Source organism: Erwinia sp. AC075, from assembly GCF_979253995.1.
The window spans coordinates 2673443-2690378 of record NZ_CEEDEU010000001.1; the positions used below are offsets into that span (position 1 = coordinate 2673443).

Annotated in this window: 7 protein-coding genes and 1 pseudogene; 1 reads left to right on the forward strand and 7 read right to left on the reverse strand. The window is 51.1% G+C overall.

The window, feature by feature from the left end; translation table 11 throughout:
- Nucleotides 1-9 precede the first annotated feature (9 nt).
- Nucleotides 10-231 (forward strand): SymE family type I addiction module toxin, encoded by a 222-nt coding sequence (locus AC0IXH_RS12795; RefSeq protein ID WP_471720526.1) that lies wholly within the window; start codon nt 10-12, stop codon nt 229-231.
- 47 nt (nt 232-278) lie between these two features.
- On the opposite strand, the gene AC0IXH_RS12800 is transcribed toward AC0IXH_RS12795, so the two are convergent.
- The 7 genes and pseudogenes from AC0IXH_RS12800 to AC0IXH_RS12830 form a co-directional block, all read right to left on the reverse strand.
- Nucleotides 279-545, reverse strand: a complete 267-nt coding sequence (locus AC0IXH_RS12800) for a hypothetical protein (protein ID WP_471720527.1) — start codon at nt 543-545, stop codon at nt 279-281.
- Nucleotides 545-1891 carry a VENN motif pre-toxin domain-containing protein gene (locus AC0IXH_RS12805; protein ID WP_471720528.1) on the reverse strand — a complete coding sequence of 449 codons (1347 nt, stop codon included), beginning with the start codon at nt 1889-1891 and terminating at the stop codon, nt 545-547. The genes AC0IXH_RS12800 and AC0IXH_RS12805 overlap by 1 nt, the downstream gene beginning before the upstream one ends.
- Nucleotides 1887-2560 (reverse strand): annotated as a pseudogene (locus AC0IXH_RS12810) (hypothetical protein); the annotation flags it as partial. The gene AC0IXH_RS12805 and the pseudogene AC0IXH_RS12810, both read right to left, overlap by 5 nt.
- A 37-nt stretch (nt 2561-2597) precedes the next feature.
- Nucleotides 2598-2999, reverse strand: coding sequence for a DUF6911 family protein (locus AC0IXH_RS12815; RefSeq protein WP_471720529.1), 402 nt, complete (start codon nt 2997-2999; stop codon nt 2598-2600).
- A 4-nt stretch (nt 3000-3003) separates the two neighbouring features.
- Nucleotides 3004-13749 carry a hemagglutinin repeat-containing protein gene (locus AC0IXH_RS12820; protein ID WP_471720530.1) on the reverse strand — a complete coding sequence of 3582 codons (10746 nt, stop codon included), beginning with the start codon at nt 13747-13749 and terminating at the stop codon, nt 3004-3006.
- A gap of 18 nt (nt 13750-13767) precedes the next feature.
- The gene (locus AC0IXH_RS12825; RefSeq protein ID WP_471720531.1) at nt 13768-15429 is read right to left on the reverse strand and encodes a ShlB/FhaC/HecB family hemolysin secretion/activation protein; all 1662 of its coding nucleotides are present in this window, start codon (nt 15427-15429) and stop codon (nt 13768-13770) included.
- 459 nt (nt 15430-15888) lie between these two features.
- Nucleotides 15889-16848, reverse strand: coding sequence for a glutathione S-transferase family protein (locus AC0IXH_RS12830; RefSeq protein WP_471720532.1), 960 nt, complete (start codon nt 16846-16848; stop codon nt 15889-15891).
- Nucleotides 16849-16936: the final 88 nt, after the last annotated feature.

The following is a 16936-nucleotide window of genomic DNA, read 5'->3' on the forward strand; positions in this document are numbered from 1 at the left end:
CGGAAGGAGATGGGGTTTGATACCGGGACGGCGCTGGAGGTAAAGGTTTTGCCAGGCTGTCTGATACTGGCCGCGCAGGAGGAGCCGCCGGAACCGCCCACCGAACCGGAGGTGGTGACTACGCTGAAGCGGGCCTGTAAGAAGCTCTCTGACCGCAAGCAGCGGGAGATAGCGGCATTTATTGAGCTGGTTGTCACGCCGCAGAGACGGCTGAGAAGTGGCGGTAACTGACTAGTTATAAAGTAAAATCCCAGCCGATAGGGCTGGGATTGGTAAGTTTATTCGGTTAGCTCTTTTTTATCTTTTCGGGCTTGTAGCCAGGCTTTTATCCAGAGTCCAACCCCAAGAATAATTCCACCGGGTATTGCCTTTCGCAGTGCATATACTGATTCTTTTAATAAATTAAAATAAAAATCATTATCATTTTTTAAGTTAAAAATAAGAGCAATACTTAAGCTTAATAAAAAAATTATTAAAAATATCGCAGTTACCCAATAAAAAATGAGAAAAATAAGCATTGGAAACCCAACTTTTTTAAATCTCATTATTTTTTTCCTTCACTATGATCCAGCTGATCTTTAACTTTGTTACCAGCAACTTCAGATGTAAGGGAACCAATAGCTGCTTCAGCTACGTCAGAAGTCGTTTCTTTGACCGCCGGCTTCATTATCTCTGATGCAATTTTTCCAGCAGCACCGCCAGCCACACTACCAAAACCAGCACCAATGGTAGAGTTCGTCGGATCTTCCCCTTTAATTCCGCTGCCAATTGCTGCGCCACCCATGTTGATCGCCGCTGATCCCACGATACCTTTTCCGGTTGTTGCCACTGAGGTTATCCCGGCCATAATTGCATCAACATAACTGAACGGATCATTTCCGCTAAGCTGCACACCGGTATTTACGCCCACGCCAACCGCCGCATTCAGGGCCATCCCTTCTTTTATCGTGGTGCCAAGCACACTGCCGCCAAACATCAGCGGCGCATCACCGATACTGGCGTTGGATTTATGATAACCCCAGGTATTCATAATGCTTTGAGCTTTGCTCATCGCCTCCGAATCAGGATTCCGTTTCACATAATCCTGACCCGACAGCAGCCCTTTCACCAGCTCCTGCGACACTGCCGGACCATATTCTTTCTCCATTTCACTGGCATAAACGCGCAGATAACCCGCCAGTTCAGCCCGTTCTGTGCTGTTCATCTGCGACGGGTCTTTGGTGAACTTGCTGACCAGCACATCACTGTGTTTGTTAGCATTTTCGAGTTTTATCAGCTCATTAGCCGCCGCCAGTGATTTATCTCCCTGTTTTATCTTCTCTATGACTTTATCCAGCTTGTCGGAGGAGGTCACGCCCAGAAGATTATTCTCAACCGCATTCTTACCCGCAACCTGCGCCGTGGCAATAGCCGCAACCGAATTCCCTTCAAGTCCGCCAAGGATCCCTGATGAAATCTGGCTCAGGGCACTGACGATATGCTTCTGTTCTTCCGTAAGATTTTGCGCCTCAACACCCGGATACAACGTGGCGACAATGCTTCTTGCGATCAGCTCTCCACCCGCCGCTCCTACTGCGCCTGCCGTTGCGCTGTTGCCCGCCATTTGGGCAAGTACCGCCCCTTCCACCGCATGCGCCATCGCGTTGGCAATCACGTTATCACCGGTGGCCGCTTTTATCTGCCGGGCGATATAAGGTGCCATGGCGCCACTGGCCGCCGCGCCAAGGTTGCCGGCAGTGATCCCGCTGAAGGCTGCCGTCACCGCAGTAATCGCCATTGGGACGGTACCGCCCACTCCCCAGGTTTTTATCTGCTCGTGATAGGTGGCATCGTCTGCCAGCATTGATGCCCGCTCAGCTGGCGTTGCCTGGCGGTATTGATCGCTAGACAACTTCAAATCGTCCTTGCTGCGTATCGAGAGCATAAAGGTTTCCGTCCTGTCCACGATACAGGTCGCGCCTACCATTATTTAATTAGTTGATTATCTTAACCATGCGGTTGTCTGCGGCTCTTTTCAGGGCTCTCTGCTTTATGATAGCCACACGTTCCCCAGGAGGGAGGTTTGCCAGGTTTTTCTCAAAGGCACCGACGGCTTGCCCTGTTGCGATCTTGATGGTCGGGTCAACGGCTTTCAGACCACCGGGTATTTTCTTACTTGGTAATATAATCCCGGCAAGCATCCCGCCCGTGGCTTCCAGCGCCACCTGATTACCCTCAGATGCCTGTTTTAGCGTATCAGCTACCGATGACCACGTTTCATTATTTCTCAGCGCCTTAACATGCCCGCGACCGCCTGATTTTTCCCAGAAAAATCACCCAGTGCCTTATCGCAGTAGCCGCCTCTCGTTGTACATGACGCCAGCGCCATTGCTGTATCGGCAATGTAGTCCACTTATCCTAGTGCCGCATCACCGGTATCAGCAAGAGCATTGATAATACCGTTCGCGATGGAAGATGTTGTAACGTTGCCCAGCTTATGCGCGACCTGATCTTTCCAGAGTTCAGCACTTTTCTTCACCGACTCACGGGCTTTGTCACCAGCCAGCGAGTTATTCTCAACGTATAGGAACCCCATCCAGTAAACCAAGGTTCTGATCTCAGTTCAAAATACCCGCGGACACATTGCCAGTATCATAAAACTCTTTGAATGCCCTAACGACAAGATTAAAATCATTTGTTAGTTGCTGTTCAGGCCAGTAATCCCCATAAATCTGGATTTTTTTATTCTTACCAGATTTTGATTTATCCCAATAGGAACGGACCGCTAAATCAGATTCCGAACACTCTAGTAACGTCAGGAGATAGAAACCATCATCAGTAGCCATATCTAGCTTCATTGGTCCAATATCAGGTTCAGGTATGATACGGAGACTTACACCACCTGAACCTCCCTTTAACTTCATTAGAAATTCTTCTACATCACTCCATTTTGGAGTAAGAACCCGCTTAAAAGAGTTTCTACCGTAGAGATAGAAATCAACTTCGAACTTATTATTCATAAATTTATTTCCTAGTGAATTTTTTCATCCCTTTTTCCCAATACAAGGTGTCGCCGCTTTTCTCTTCAAAAATAGTAAGCGATTTCAAGCCAGATTTCTCAGCCATGCTTTTTATATCACTGAGACAGTAACCGCAAACTGGCTTACCAGACACACTCATTTCCATGCTACGACCGGCAGTCATACCTTGCTCATAGGCTTGTTGAATAGTACCTACTTCAGCATGAGCTGTAGCCATATTCCCATTTGGAAAGTTTTTATCCGGTTGATTAATTATCTTTGCCTGTACAACATCATTAATAAGAGTTGGCTTGCTAGCATCTCCCAAGAAGAAATCAGGTCTGTTCCCCTGATTTGTATCCGTAAAGACTTTCCCAGTTGTAGGGTCTGTCAATTCAGCAGTAACTTTCGGGATAGAAGAATGTGCATTCTTATCAAGAGACTGAGAATTCTCTGTCCACCCAGCTCCTTTATTTGGAGAAACTATAGCTGTTTCAGTTTTCGTGATTACGCTATTTCCAGCCACACCACCAAAGATAGCTGCTGTACCCAAGCCGATATTAAGTGCGCCTTCCCCGTATTTACCATCAACGACCTGACCAATTCCTATCCCCGTCTGATAACCACCACCGACTGCCAGAGTAGAACGAGCAATAATCCCTGGAGCGCCTGGCAATGCCAGTAAAGCATCAGTTCCTAATGCGGCCTGTCCAGACTGCACGCTGTACCCTTTCAGATAACTCAGTGCCTCATTATATGCTTGAGTATTATTGGTGGATGCCACAAATGCTGTACCAGACAGAAGTCCTTTTATAGCCTCCTCAGCCTTCTGCGGGGTATACCCATACATTGTCTGTAACTCGTACCCATATTGATTGAGTAAATCTGCCAGCTTCTGTTTCTGATCATCACTGAGCTGCTGGCCTTGCTGGTATTTTTCCAGCAAAAGGTTACTGGCCCGATCTTCATTCGTCAGTCTTAGGATAGTCTGCGAGGCTTCAACCAAGTTCTTACCGGCTTTCTGGTCTTCGATTGCTTTATTCAGCGTTTCAGCTTTGTATGGGCTAAGTAAGTTATTTTCAACCGCATTCTTACCCGCAACCTGTGCCGTGGCAATAGCCGCAACGGAATTCCCCTCAAGCCCGCCAAGGATCCCTGATGAAATCTGGCTCAGGGCACTGACGATATGCTTCTGTTCTTCCGTGAGATTTTGCGCCTCAACACCCGGGTACAACGTGGCGACAATGCTTCTTGCGATCAGCTCTCCACCCGCCGATCCTACTGCGCCTGCCGTTGCGCTGTTGCCCGCCATTTGGGCAAGTACCGCCCCTTCCACAGCATGCGCCATCGCGTTGGCAATCACGTTATCACCGGTGGCCGCTTTTATCTGCCGGGCGATATAAGGTGCCATTGCGCCGCTGGCCGCCGCGCCAAGGTTGCCGGCAGTGATCCCGCTGAAGGCTGCCGTCACCGCAGTAATCGCCATTGGGACGGTACCGCCCACTCCCCAGGTTTTTATCTGCCCGTGATAGGTGGCATCGTCTGCCAGCATTGATGCCCGCTCAGCTGGCGTTGCCTGACGGTATTTATCGCTGGTCAGCATCAGGCGATTTTCAGCCTCAGCTTTAGCATCCTGGACTTTATTCCTGCTCAAATCACTGCTGAACTGCCCGGCCAGTTCCGTGATGCCTTTTGCCAGTTCCATGTCACTGGCGACCTTATCCTTGTCGAAAATCTTGCCGATGCTGCCGTTGGCATTGTCAGTATCGCGGCTGAGTTCAGAAACGTTTTGCTGCTGGGCGTTGCCATTTCTTACGGTAATTGTCCCGGCTGAAACGGCCGAGTTGGTGGTGCCCGAAGCGCTCCCGGAAGAAGACATCGCGAATGGCATGGTTGGAGAAGCATCGGTATCTTTGAGGCTGTTACCGTTTTTATCTTTCTTAACGTTGCCCTGATCGTCCTTTTGTTCGGTAACGCTGAATCCACCCCCGGCAGAATACGAACTCGCCTTATAACTGGCTGCGTTCTCGATAGCCGACCAACCCAGCGTGCCGGTGGATAACGCATTATTCGCCGCCCCGGCAGTGGAAGCGATTACGGCACCATTAAGTTGCGTGTGATTACCGACGTACACGTCATATCCCGCGTCACCGGCAAACAGCCCGCTCTGGTCTCCGACGCTGGCATATTCACTTTTCGTTTTTGACTTGCTGACACTCAGATTCGCAGAACCCGTCATTGTGCCAAAGGTAAAGCTGAAACCACCGCTCACGCTGGTTTGTTTGCTCTGGTAATTATCAATATCCTGCAGACTGGTTAAGGTCAGATTATTGCCCACATCCGCCACAATACGATTTCCCAGCGCCTGTGCGCCGGAAAGAACGGTGTCATTGCCGCTGCTTAAGGTCAGCGTGTCTTTTGCGTTTACGCGGGTATTGACGTATTCCGTCGTGTTGCCATTTTCCTTACCGTCCATCATGTAGCCATTAGCCTGGACGCCAATACCCGTTTCCTGACCTATGGAAATGTGAACACCGGCATTCCAGCCGCTGGCTTTATTACTGCTTTTTTGCTCGGCATCATTGCTGGCGGCAACCAGATTCAGGTTATTTTGTGCCGCCAGAGTGACATTGTTGCCGGTAATTCCACTGCCACTTACATTGATGTCACCACTCTGGGCATTCGCCCCTGTCGCAACCACAGCGATATTTCCGCCCGCGTTAAGCGTGCTGCCGCTGACGGTATTTTGGGAATATTGCGAGGTGGATTTACTTTTACTGGCTCCCACGCTCAGCTGAATCTGAATACCGGCGTCCTGTAGATCGCCTTTGGCAAGAGAACTAACCGCGCTTTGGGTGCCCGTAGAGGTTGCTGATGCCCAACCACTTTCAAGTGCCTTCACGGCATACAACGCCTTTAGCCGATCGTCACCCGCATCCGAAGATTGTTTTAAGGTATCACCCAGTGCCAGTAGCGCATCGGTTACCGGGCTGGTCAGCTGCAAGGTCAAACCGCTCTGTTTTTGCTCAATAATCTGTTTGCGCGTCAAAGCGTCATTGCCCGCATCAATCGTGACGGATCCTCCTACAACGTTCAGATCCTGGCTGGCAATAACATCAGAGCCGCCAATATGCGCGTTTCCACCCGCAATCAGATTAACGTTTCCACCCGTACTGCCCACCGCACTGGCACTCTGGCTTTGCGTCGTCCCATCCAGATTAAGCTGCTGCTTCATTGACTTGCTACCGAAGGTGACGCCGATACCGCCGCCACTAAACATGCCGCCAGTTTTCTTCTCGGTCAGTCGGTAACTGGACTGCTCTTCAGTTGCTGCAGCGATCGCAAGATCTTTCCCTGCCTTGAGGGTGACATCCCCTTCACCGACCACCCTTGAACCCGTAACGCCCAGGTTTTGGCCAGCCACCATCGTCACGTTATCGCCACTGAGCGAAGAGGCACTCTGCGTTGTGGCGTAATCCTCCTTGACGGTGTGAGTGGTGGTTTTTGAGAACATCCCTTTCTTAACTTTGGTCTTCTCATCAAAGCGGTAATCGCTTTCGGCGGCCGTGCCAATATTGATATCACGGTCGGCCTGCAGAGCCAGATCGCCGAGGGCATTCACCGTTGCTGCAGCGGTGTTGATATCACGACCGGCCTTGATAGAGGTGCTGCCAGCGCTTCCCAATTCGGTCCCCTGCTGACGTACGCTCTCGGTGATATTGTGGCTCTGGCGGCCTTTGCGTTCGGTATTGCTGTCTGATTCGGCGGCATTGAGGTTCACATCTCTGCCGGCGTTCAGCGCCAGCTCAGATTTTGATTCAATAGCGGTGCCCTCGCTGGTGAGATCGCGCCCTGCGCGGAGAGCCATATCGCCACCACTGCTTAGTTGACTGTTAGCAACAGTCGTCGTGCTTGAAGATGTGCTGTTTTTGCCATTTTTACTGCTGCTGGCGTTCAGATTTTGCTCAGCCTTGAGCGTTAAATCATTCCCTGCTACCAGCGACAGCGCTCCGCCAGAAGCAATGGTACTGGCCCCTACGGTCAGGTCATGACCGGCTGTGGCGTTCACTGCACCGCCTGCGCTAACCTCGCTTCCCTGCCAGTGAGTGGACTCGCTGCTGCTCGCTTTACCCGCGCGTTTCCCCAAGTCCATGCTGCTGCTTTCAGTCACTTTATTGGCAGAGATCACCACGTCATTTGCGGCCGTCAGATTAAGGTCTTGTGTCGCTTTCAGGGTGGCGCCCTGGTTCACAATATTATTTCCCGCGCTGATGCTGACCGTATTACCACTGATTTCCGCACGCTGGGAAAGCAGCGTTTTAGTAAAGGTCTGGTCGTTTTTCCCCCACCAGTCAGTCAGGAGTTTTCCACTGACCGAGGATTCCATGCTGTCAGTTTTGTTGATTATGCTGCCGTTAGCGCTGTTTAGGGCAACGGTATTGCCCTGGATCGTTGCGCTGGTATTAGTGATATCGCTGAGCGCGGTAAGATTCAGGCTGCCGTCTGATTTCAGCAAGCCGTTGCTCTGATTCGCAAGCGTACCCGCATTAATATCAAGTAACTCTACGGCCTTAATGGCTCCGCTGTTGGTCACTGCACCGCTGCTGCTAAGGTTGACGCTGTTGGCGACAATAGCGCTTCCCTGCAAATCGCCGCTGTCGGCTTTCGCCAAATAGATTTTAGGCGCCAACACGGTTTGACCATCGAGGGTGACGCTCTCCCACCAGACGATACTGTGGTCGAGTCCAGCAATCTGATCCGCGTTCAGGCTGACACCCAGCGTCAGATTGAGAGATTTCTGTGCCGAAGCGGCGTTATCCATCAAATACTGCATTTGATCCAGATCGGAACCGATACCTTTCAGGTAGCGCTGTCCGGTCTGGTTGAGTACCGCATTACTGATATATCGGGTATCAAATGCCGCATCGCCGAGGAATCGGTAATCACTGTCGGCATTGAGGTTCAACTTGTCTAACAGATAGCTGGAGCCAAGGAATTGATCCACGTTGGTGTACTGAGATCGGGTCTCTACGGTCGCATTGCTGGCGGGTTTGGCTCCGGTCATCGCCTGAAGCTGACTGAACAGGCTGTTGTCGATCTGTCCGAGGGAATCCAGCTGTGGGTTAGTGCGGATCAGATAGCGGCTGCTCTTATCGCCATCCAACACAAATAAACCACTGTTGCCGGTAGGTAAAGGGTAATCAGAGAGTTGGGCTGGGGTAAAATTGCCTTTACTGGTCGTGAAGTTCGCACTCAGCTGATCGCGCAGATTACCGACTGAAACAGGCTGCTGCTGAACCAACTCGCTGGCTTTGATCGCCGCAGGATTGGTGAAATCAGCGCTGTTAATAGTCTGGCGATCGCTAACGCCATTCTGCAGCATCGCCTCACCATTCCCGACTAACTGGCGCGTGTTCTGTACTTTTAATGTCCCGGCACCGTTCAGCGCAGAGATCGTCGGAGTATTAACCAGTTGGGTAGCATAACCGGCATTGGGGCGAACGCTGGTATTACTGATATCTGAGTTAAAAGCCGCATTAATCGATCCACCCGCCTGGATAACAGCAGAATAGACCGTACCGCCGACCGTTTCATATTCGGGTGCGCCAGAAACCACGTAGGTGATACTGTCGATTTTACCTTTTATATAAGTTGATGTCGTATTTGGTCGAGTAACATGTTGCCCTTCAGCGCCGTAGTGGAAAGTCTGATATTCAGTCGTTGTCCCTTCGGTGTACGACGTGTTTTTTAACGAATCCCCTCGTAACGCTATGTTTCCGTTCGCCAGAATCGAGGATGCATTATTTTCCAGGTCATAGGTAACCCCTGAGATATTCCTCCCGGATGAAATCCTTGAGGCATTGCCGCCAGGATTGATAATCATCGATGTGGATTTAATGGCGACCTTTTGTATATCAGCAGTTTCATAAGGCGCATATCTGTATTCAGTGCGATATAAGTCATCGCCGTGACCATGTCCTTGCTGAACCTGATATTTGTATAATCCATAATCATCAGGATTTAACCATGATACCGGTATGTTGACGTAAGAATACTTCAGATCTCCAAGCTCATAATTCGCCACCTCGTTCGCCCAAGATGGAGAATTGAGAACTGCATCCTGTTGCGTAACTGCAAAGCCGTCGCGATCGTTCAGCAGATGGGCGGTATTGAGCGTAATATCGCCGTTGCGGGTTTCGATATTTCCTGAGCGGTTGAGTATTTCGCTGTTGGTGTTCCCCTGCGCATCGCGCTGCATCCACAGGCTATTTCCAGCCAACACATCGCCATGAAGGTTAGTGATACGGTCCGCATAAATTCGTAGGTTGCTTCCTGCATATAACAGGCTGGTATTTTGGAGTAACGAGCCAGCCTGAAGAGTCAAATCACCCAGCGTGCCAACAAAGCCATTGTTGGTCAGTTCACCGCTGCTGGTCAGGTTGAAGCTGCCCCCGCCCTGCACAGATCCGCTATCAGCCAGCTGGATATTTGCCGCACGCAGAGAGGAAGCACCGTTGCCGCTGGTGATTTTCCCCTGATTAGTCAGCGTGCCGCCACTGGTAATGTTGACGCTGTTACCCTGTAAAGTGCCCTGCTGATTCATATCGCCATCGACATGTAACGTCAGGGAATTGCCTGCGGCAATGGCGGTGTTAACGGTAAATGGACCTTTCACCGTCCCGGTAAGATTGCCCATCGCCAGCAGTTGGCCATTCTGCTGCAAACTGTTGGTGGTGAAAGTCAGGTCATTACTGCCCCAGAGCTTACCGTTGGTGTTATTGACAATCTGATTAGCTTGCAGAGCCAGTGAGGCCAGCCCCAACAGCGTGCCATCATTGCTAAGCGTATCACCCGTCCAGCGGGCAATATTTCCCTGGGTGATGCCCTGGTTATTCAGACGCGTGGTGTTGATTACCAGCGCGCCAGTTGCCAGCAGGGTATTATTTTGATCAAGCTGATTGCCATTAATGGTCAGGTTGCCACTTTGCAGCCAGCCATCATTTCTCAGCGAACTGGCGTGGAGTACTGAACTCCCCGTCGAAAGAAGCTGACCGGAGGATTGGTTAACCAGGCTATTGCCCGCCTCGACATTGACGCCATCCTTCCCCTGAATAATCCCGCTGTTATTCAATGAGGATCCAGTCAGAGCAACGTTACCTCCGGTAATATTCCCCTGATTGGTAATATTGCCTGCGTTGAGGGTCAGACCTCCATCACCCTGAAGATTTCCCTGATTGGTGAAGTCCTGGCTCAAGGTCAGCGTTAATGGCCCTGTCGCCTGTACAGAACCTTGATTGATAAAGCTGCCGGTATTCAATGAAGCAGAACTGCCGCTGAGAAGTCGGGCAGCCGAACGATTGGTGATTTGTTGAGTAAGGCCTAACTCCAGCCCTTGCTGCCCAAGCAATGTGCCGTCGTTATCGAACCTGTCGCCTGTCAGCGTCACTTTTTTTGCCAACAGACTTCCCGTGTTAACGATCGTCGGCGCATTGAGCGAACTGTTTCCTTCACCTTGCAGTTTGCCGCTGTTATCAATTTTTTGCGTGGCGTTGACGGTGAGCGACCTCAGGCCGGTGGTTGTCCCGTTATTAGTAAAATTCTCACCGGCAAAAGCCACGTCACCTGCCTGTAAAATCCCGCTATTGATAAAGGAGGGTGAAGAAATCGTCCATTGGTTTTGTGCCAGAAGCTGTCCGCTGTTATTAAGCTGCTGGGTTAGATGACTGTCGGCTGAATCCTTTGCGGTTACGCGTGCACGGTTCTGCCAGTTTGTACCCTGCCAGTCGAGGGTGTTGGCGGTAATCTCGCCGTCAGTATCAGCATCAGGTGCCGTAACGCTTAATTGCTCACCCGCTAACAGACGACCATTTTGCTGCTGGTGAAGTGACTCTGCCACCGTGAGCGACAGGTCGTGATCGGCTTGCAGGGTGCCATTATTGTTTAAGGTATTCAGGCTGGCGCTGAGCCTGTCACTCAACACAGAGCCGGTGTTTGCCAGCGTGAGGCCAATCATCGTGAGTGCCTGTCCCTGAATCAGACCGCTGTTTGTCAGCTCCGGCCCCTGCAACTTCAGCGCATTTATCGCCTGAAGTTGCCCCTCATTTTCAATCTTTGCCTGCAATTCGGCTTGCATACTGTCCAGTGCCGCCACCTTGCCACTGTTCTTCCAGCTGTTTCCCTGCCAGCTAATCTGGTTGCCCTGAACTTCACCCGCGGTATCACTCTTTGCAGAGGTCACACTTAGCTGGTTTCCAGCTAAAAGCTGTCCGCCCTCATGCTGAATAAACGTCTTTCCGACGGCGAGATTCAGGCTGTCGCTACCCTGTAACAGACCGCTGTTCTGCAATTCTGACGCTGTAAGAGCAATATTATTTGCCAGCAGCGATCCGGTGTTGGCGATATCGCCTGCCAGAAGAGAAATCTCATCGCCCTGTAACGATCCACCGTTCGTTAATGAGCCGACAGAAACATCCCAACGATGGTTGGCCAGCAACTGACCACTGTTATCCAGCGCGCCGGACAGAGTGATATCAGAGGCATCCAATACACTGACGTCAGCGGCATTTCGCCAGTTGTTACCCTGCCAGTTGAGCGTATCTGCCTGTAATTCGCCTGCGCTGTCAGCTTCATCTGCGTTAACCGTCAGGCCGCCTCCTGCCTGCAGCTTACCGTCCTTAGACTGAGTGAACTGTTTGGCCTGTAACGCCAGGGTATTGCTAACCTCAACCACCCCACTGTTGCTGAACATCTGACCGGCAGAACTCAGATCGCCTGCCAGCAACGTGCCCCGATTGGTCATTTGCCTGACGTTAGTACGAATATTTTCGGCCTGTAGCGTTCCTGCACTGTCGAGGCTGTCACTGTCGACAAGCAGTTGGTTGCCCGCGAACAGGGAACCGTCGTTGAGGAATTGTCCGGCGACAGAGACCGATGCATCCCCCTTGAGCGAAGCTTTTGCACCGTTATGCCAGCTGTTTCCCTGCCACGTCAGTGCGTTGGCCTGCAGATTTCCGTCAGTGTCAGCCTTAGCAGCGTCTATGCGCAAAGCGTTGCCAGCCGTTAACGAGCCGGAGGCTGACTGATTCAAATCCTGGTTGAGCTTTAGCGCCAGGTCCTGCTGTGCCTGAATCAGTCCGCTGTTATCAAGCCGGTCACCGGTCAGGGAAAGCTGATCCCCCATCATCGACCCGCTGTTAACCGCGCTGGCGCCGCTGAGTGAAAGGGTGCCGTCGGCAAGCAGCGATCCGCTGTTATTCAGGGTAAGGCTGTTTATTGTTAAATCCTGGCCGGAAAGCAGCGTTCCACTATTTTCCAGCTGCTGCGCACTCACCTTCATCTGCCGATCGGCCAGCATTTTCCCTTGGTTGGTAAACGTAGTTGTATCCACCGCAAGCTGCTGAGCCGCCACCATCCCTCTTTGAGTTAACGTCCCTGCGTTCAGATCAATGCTCTGACCGGCGGTCAATGTCCCTCGGGTGTCAGCCTCGCTCGCCACATTTAATCGCAGCGCGTTGTCAGCTTGCAGCGTGGCACTCTCCTGAGTGGCGAGTTGTTGCGCGTTCAGCACTATATCTGCGGCACCTGAGGTCCCGGCCAGCGACAGCTGATTACCCTGAAGTGATATTTTATTGGTCGCCTTCAAGGTATTGCTTTGATCCTGAGACAGCTTTTTCGCAGCCGCCAACGCAAGGCTGTCCGCCGACAGACTGCCGCCTGTGATATCGATCGAATTTGCCTGTAGTTCTACCCCCTGATTAGCACGGAGGGCGGCATGGTCGATAGCAAGCGTGCCCGTCGACGACATTTTCATTGCGTTAGCCTGCTGATCCCCGGCTAATGTGATGGCAGCAGCGGTTGCCTGCAGACCCGCTTTGGCGGAAGTGTCTTTTAGCGACAGCTGGCCGTTAACATCAAGTGTGATATCCCCTTCTCGTGCAGCCAAATTGCCAAGGTTGACGCCGACGCCCTTGTCACTGGCCACCAGCGAGATGCGGTTAGCATACATGCCGCCCAGCGAGCCGGTATCAATGGCCACCGCGGGATTATTTCCTGCATCATTGAGGGCTGTTACGCTGCCATCTGCAGCCACATGGTTCGCCCCAACAATTACCTTAAGGTCTTTAGCATGAATGCCGGCATTCACCTGCGAGGTACGCGAAATCAGGCTGAAATAATCGGACTGCGAGGCATCCAGCCCCTGACCATCAACCAGGATGTCACCGGATCGAACGTCCAGGCCATTCATCCTCCCCTGGGCATCAAACTGGGGTTTACCCGTCGTCAATGTGGCATTGGGGGTGTTTAAAAATCCGCATCCGCTGCAGGTTATGCCATAGGGATTCGCGACCATGACATTGGCAGATTTACCCGCGACTTCCATATACCCTTGCAGCTGGCTTCGGTTGGGAGAAACAACCTCATTGATGATGCTACTGGCGGCATTGCCTTTAAGGTTGCTATTGTTCTGGATTAACCCGCCCAACTGAGTTTGCGTTAATTGGGCAGTGCTATTGTTGAGGATGAGTCCCTCTTTACCCACGTTAAACTGTTGATAAGTATTATGCGAAACCCCCGCTCCATTGGGCTGGGCGATGTTGACGACCGGCACACCGTTGCCCGCATTATCCAGCGAGGTGTTACTTCCGGCGACCTGTACACCCGCAGCCATAGCGCTGACGAAAGGCTGTACGGTGAGCGTCCAGACCAACGTCCAGGTCAGCGCACGTTGGGCAACAGTAGTGGGTTTCATCTTTTCTCTCCCTGAAAATTAAAAGTTCAAGCCAACACGGTAATAAAACACCAGATGATCCGGTGCCAGGCTATCGGGGTAAGCCAATGGCAGACCGATGGTGAACTGATTGCTGAGCCAGCGGTTAGCACTGGCTACACCAACACTGGTTCCCCATAACGTGCCGTTGCTGTAAGGCTGCCGTTTGTCATGGGGCAGCCAGCCACCGTCCAGTGCAAGAGTGAAGCTGACATTGCCCGGTACGGATGCCGAGAAAGCTTGCCAGCTGACTTCGTTACGCCAATAGCCACCCCGATTGCCGGAAAGATATTGCTCCTTGAATCCCCGTACCGAACTTTCGCCACCCAGCGTCATCTGCTCGCTGCCGTACAACACGTCCTCGCTATACTGCCCATAAAGGCTGGTGAGGTAGCTAACGCTGCTGGTGATCGGATGGTAGTAGCTTGACGCCAGACTCCATTTCACAAATTCAGCACGTGGCGCATCATCGCTTTTACCGCGATCGCTTTCCGCGCCAAACCAGGTGGTGCCACGTGTCCATGCTGGGTTGAAAGTGGCAAGGCCGCCTAATAATTTCTGGCTTTGGTTAATACCCAGCGTAAAGCTACTGACTTGACGGCTGCTGGCGTCAAGTCGCGTCTCATTGAGCTGATTTTCACCCTCCCGATGAGTTACTCCCATCAGTAGCGCCGTTTTCATCTGACCATTGCGAAATAACACCCGCTGTACGCCAAGCCGTTGAGTCACCGTGCTCCCGGTCGATCGCCACTGATAAGAGCGGTTCCAGAAATAATTGCGGTAGTCGTTGTAGCTGTAGTCGTAATTAATCGTCCAGTAGCCATAAGGCACCGATACACCCGCCATAAAACTATTGGCATCGTGACTGGTACCGTAATTGAGACTGTTAGTCCCTCCGATATACCACTGGTCGGCAATACGCAGGAGGTTATCTGCAGTGAGGTTGGCAAAGAGCTGATTTTCACCGGTGCTTTTTTGTCCGCTGTTATCAATGCCGACTGAAGCCAGTAATGGAAAGCGTTTTTGCCGTGTCAATTGCACGATTGAATAACCGGTTTGACTACCAGGTTGAATATCAATCTGAACCTGATATGCGGATAAACGATTAATCTGTTCCATTCCCTGCTCTATATCCCGCAGGTTCAGAATCTCTCCCTGAAGATGAGGAAAGACTGTTTTCAGCATCAATGGCTGCTGGTGATCTAACTCGATTTTTTCCAACTTTCCCTCAAGGATGTCCAGCACCAGGACGCCTTTGGATAAATCCTGCGGCTGAATAAATGCCCGGCTGGTAATAAATCCACGTGAGATATATTCGTTACTGACAGCATGAATAAGCTGATTGATATCGGCCAATGTCATACAGCGTCCTGACCAGGGTTCGGTCAATGACTGCTGGACAGAACGAGAAAGAACCGTCGTACCTCTTAGCGTAATTGTTCGAATAGTAAAACAAGGGCCACTGGTATCTGACGGCTTACTGGCAGAAGCTTTGGTATCAGGCGTGAGTCGACGAAGCGCATCGCGCTGCTGGTCTGATTGTTGTAATAATAAATTCTGCTGCTGTTGTATTTCATTCCTGTCAACCGGAGAGACTTCCGCTAAGGCAATTACGGGGAAACAAAATAAAACAGAACAGAGGATGCTGATACCAACACGCATTATCTATTCCATTGATAAGAAGGATTCACGCTAAGAATAATCTCATTAATAAATCATCACAATACTTACAATTAACAAACAAACTTAACACCATAAATTTGAGTTAGCACCCTAAAACCACTCATCTTAAGACAGGAAACGTCATTAAAGCCGTCAAAAATTGCGACGCGCATGATAACAACATGTGAATTTATTTACACAGATAGCACGCAAAGTGCTACTTTCTCGTCACATTCCCCGCGTGTTAAAGATAAATCCTCACGACCAGCGCAAGCATATTCCTAAAATACAATCGATTTAAAATCACATGGCAAACAGTTTTATTAAAGTTATTCATTGTCATGCCGATAACAGAAGGTTTCAATAGAAAAATCATTCACTTTTTATACCGATCACATATTTAAACGAAAAAAAGCCGTCACCTAAATACAGGTAACGGCTTTCTGTTAATACAGTCGCTTACAGCCCGTAAGCCGTTAAATTCGGCCCGGCAGGTACAATGCCATTGGGGTTTAATGCCTTAATCGAGTAATAGCCCTGTTTAATATGATCGATATTGACCGTTTCACGCACACCGGGAATATCCAGCATTCGTTTGGTGTAAGCATCCAGTCCGGCATATTCGTTGAGCTTGCGCTGATTGCATTTGAACAGGCCATGATAGGCCGCGTCAAAACGGATCAGCGTGACGAACAGGCGGATATCCGCTTCGGTAAGCTGGTTGCCGGTCAAAAATGCCCGGCCATCGCTCAACCGCTGTTCCAGCTTATCCAGCATGGCGAAGACGTCATCGCTGGCTTCCTGATAACTGATCTGCGTGGTTGCAAAACCGGCGCGATATACGCCGTTATTCAGGCGTGGGTAGATTTCCGCGTTTAATGCCTCAATCTCACTCTGCCAGTCCGCAGGATAGAGGTCGAAACTGTGACTCGCCAGCTCGCCAAAGCCGCTGTTAAACATGCGCACAATATCGGCTGACTCGTTATTGACGATGGTGCGGGTTTTCTTATCCCACAGCACCGGCACCGTTGCCCGACCGGTAAACGTGGCATCAGCCTGGGTGTAAAGCTGATGCACCCACTCGGCCTGATTCAGTTCGTCCTTATTTGCGCCAGGATAGTCACCAAAGTGCCAGCCTTCATCCAGCAACCATGGCTCGACTACCGACAGGCTGACCACTTTCTCCAGCCCTTTCAGCTTGCGGGCAATCAGCGTGCGGGATGCCCACGGACAAATCAGCGCCACATACAGGTGATAGCGATCCACTTCGGCCTTGAAGCCCGCTTCGCCGGTCGGTCCGGCGGCGCCGTCTGGGGTGACCCAGTGACGAAAGCTTGAGGTCTGACGGACGAAACCGCCCTTCTCATCGGTAGCCTGCACCGGGTGCCATTCGGCCGTCCATTTTCCATTAACCAGCATAAATCCTCCCTTATCCTTTCAGCGGTGTTGGCTTCAGGGCATAGGGTGCGCTACGGGTATCAGTCATGGTGGTGTCCTCTCAGTAGTT

Coding starts and splice junctions, on each gene's coding strand:
- AC0IXH_RS12815 (WP_471720529.1), bottom strand. CDS start 2,999: ATGAATAATAAGTTCGAAGTTGATTTCTATCTCTACGGTAGAAACTCT.
- AC0IXH_RS12825 (WP_471720531.1), bottom strand. CDS start 15,429: ATGCGTGTTGGTATCAGCATCCTCTGTTCTGTTTTATTTTGTTTCCCC.
- AC0IXH_RS12800 (WP_471720527.1), bottom strand. CDS start 545: ATGAGATTTAAAAAAGTTGGGTTTCCAATGCTTATTTTTCTCATTTTT.
- AC0IXH_RS12795 (WP_471720526.1), top strand. CDS start 10: ATGGGGTTTGATACCGGGACGGCGCTGGAGGTAAAGGTTTTGCCAGGC.
- AC0IXH_RS12820 (WP_471720530.1), bottom strand. CDS start 13,749: ATGAAACCCACTACTGTTGCCCAACGTGCGCTGACCTGGACGTTGGTC.
- AC0IXH_RS12830 (WP_471720532.1), bottom strand. CDS start 16,848: ATGCTGGTTAATGGAAAATGGACGGCCGAATGGCACCCGGTGCAGGCT.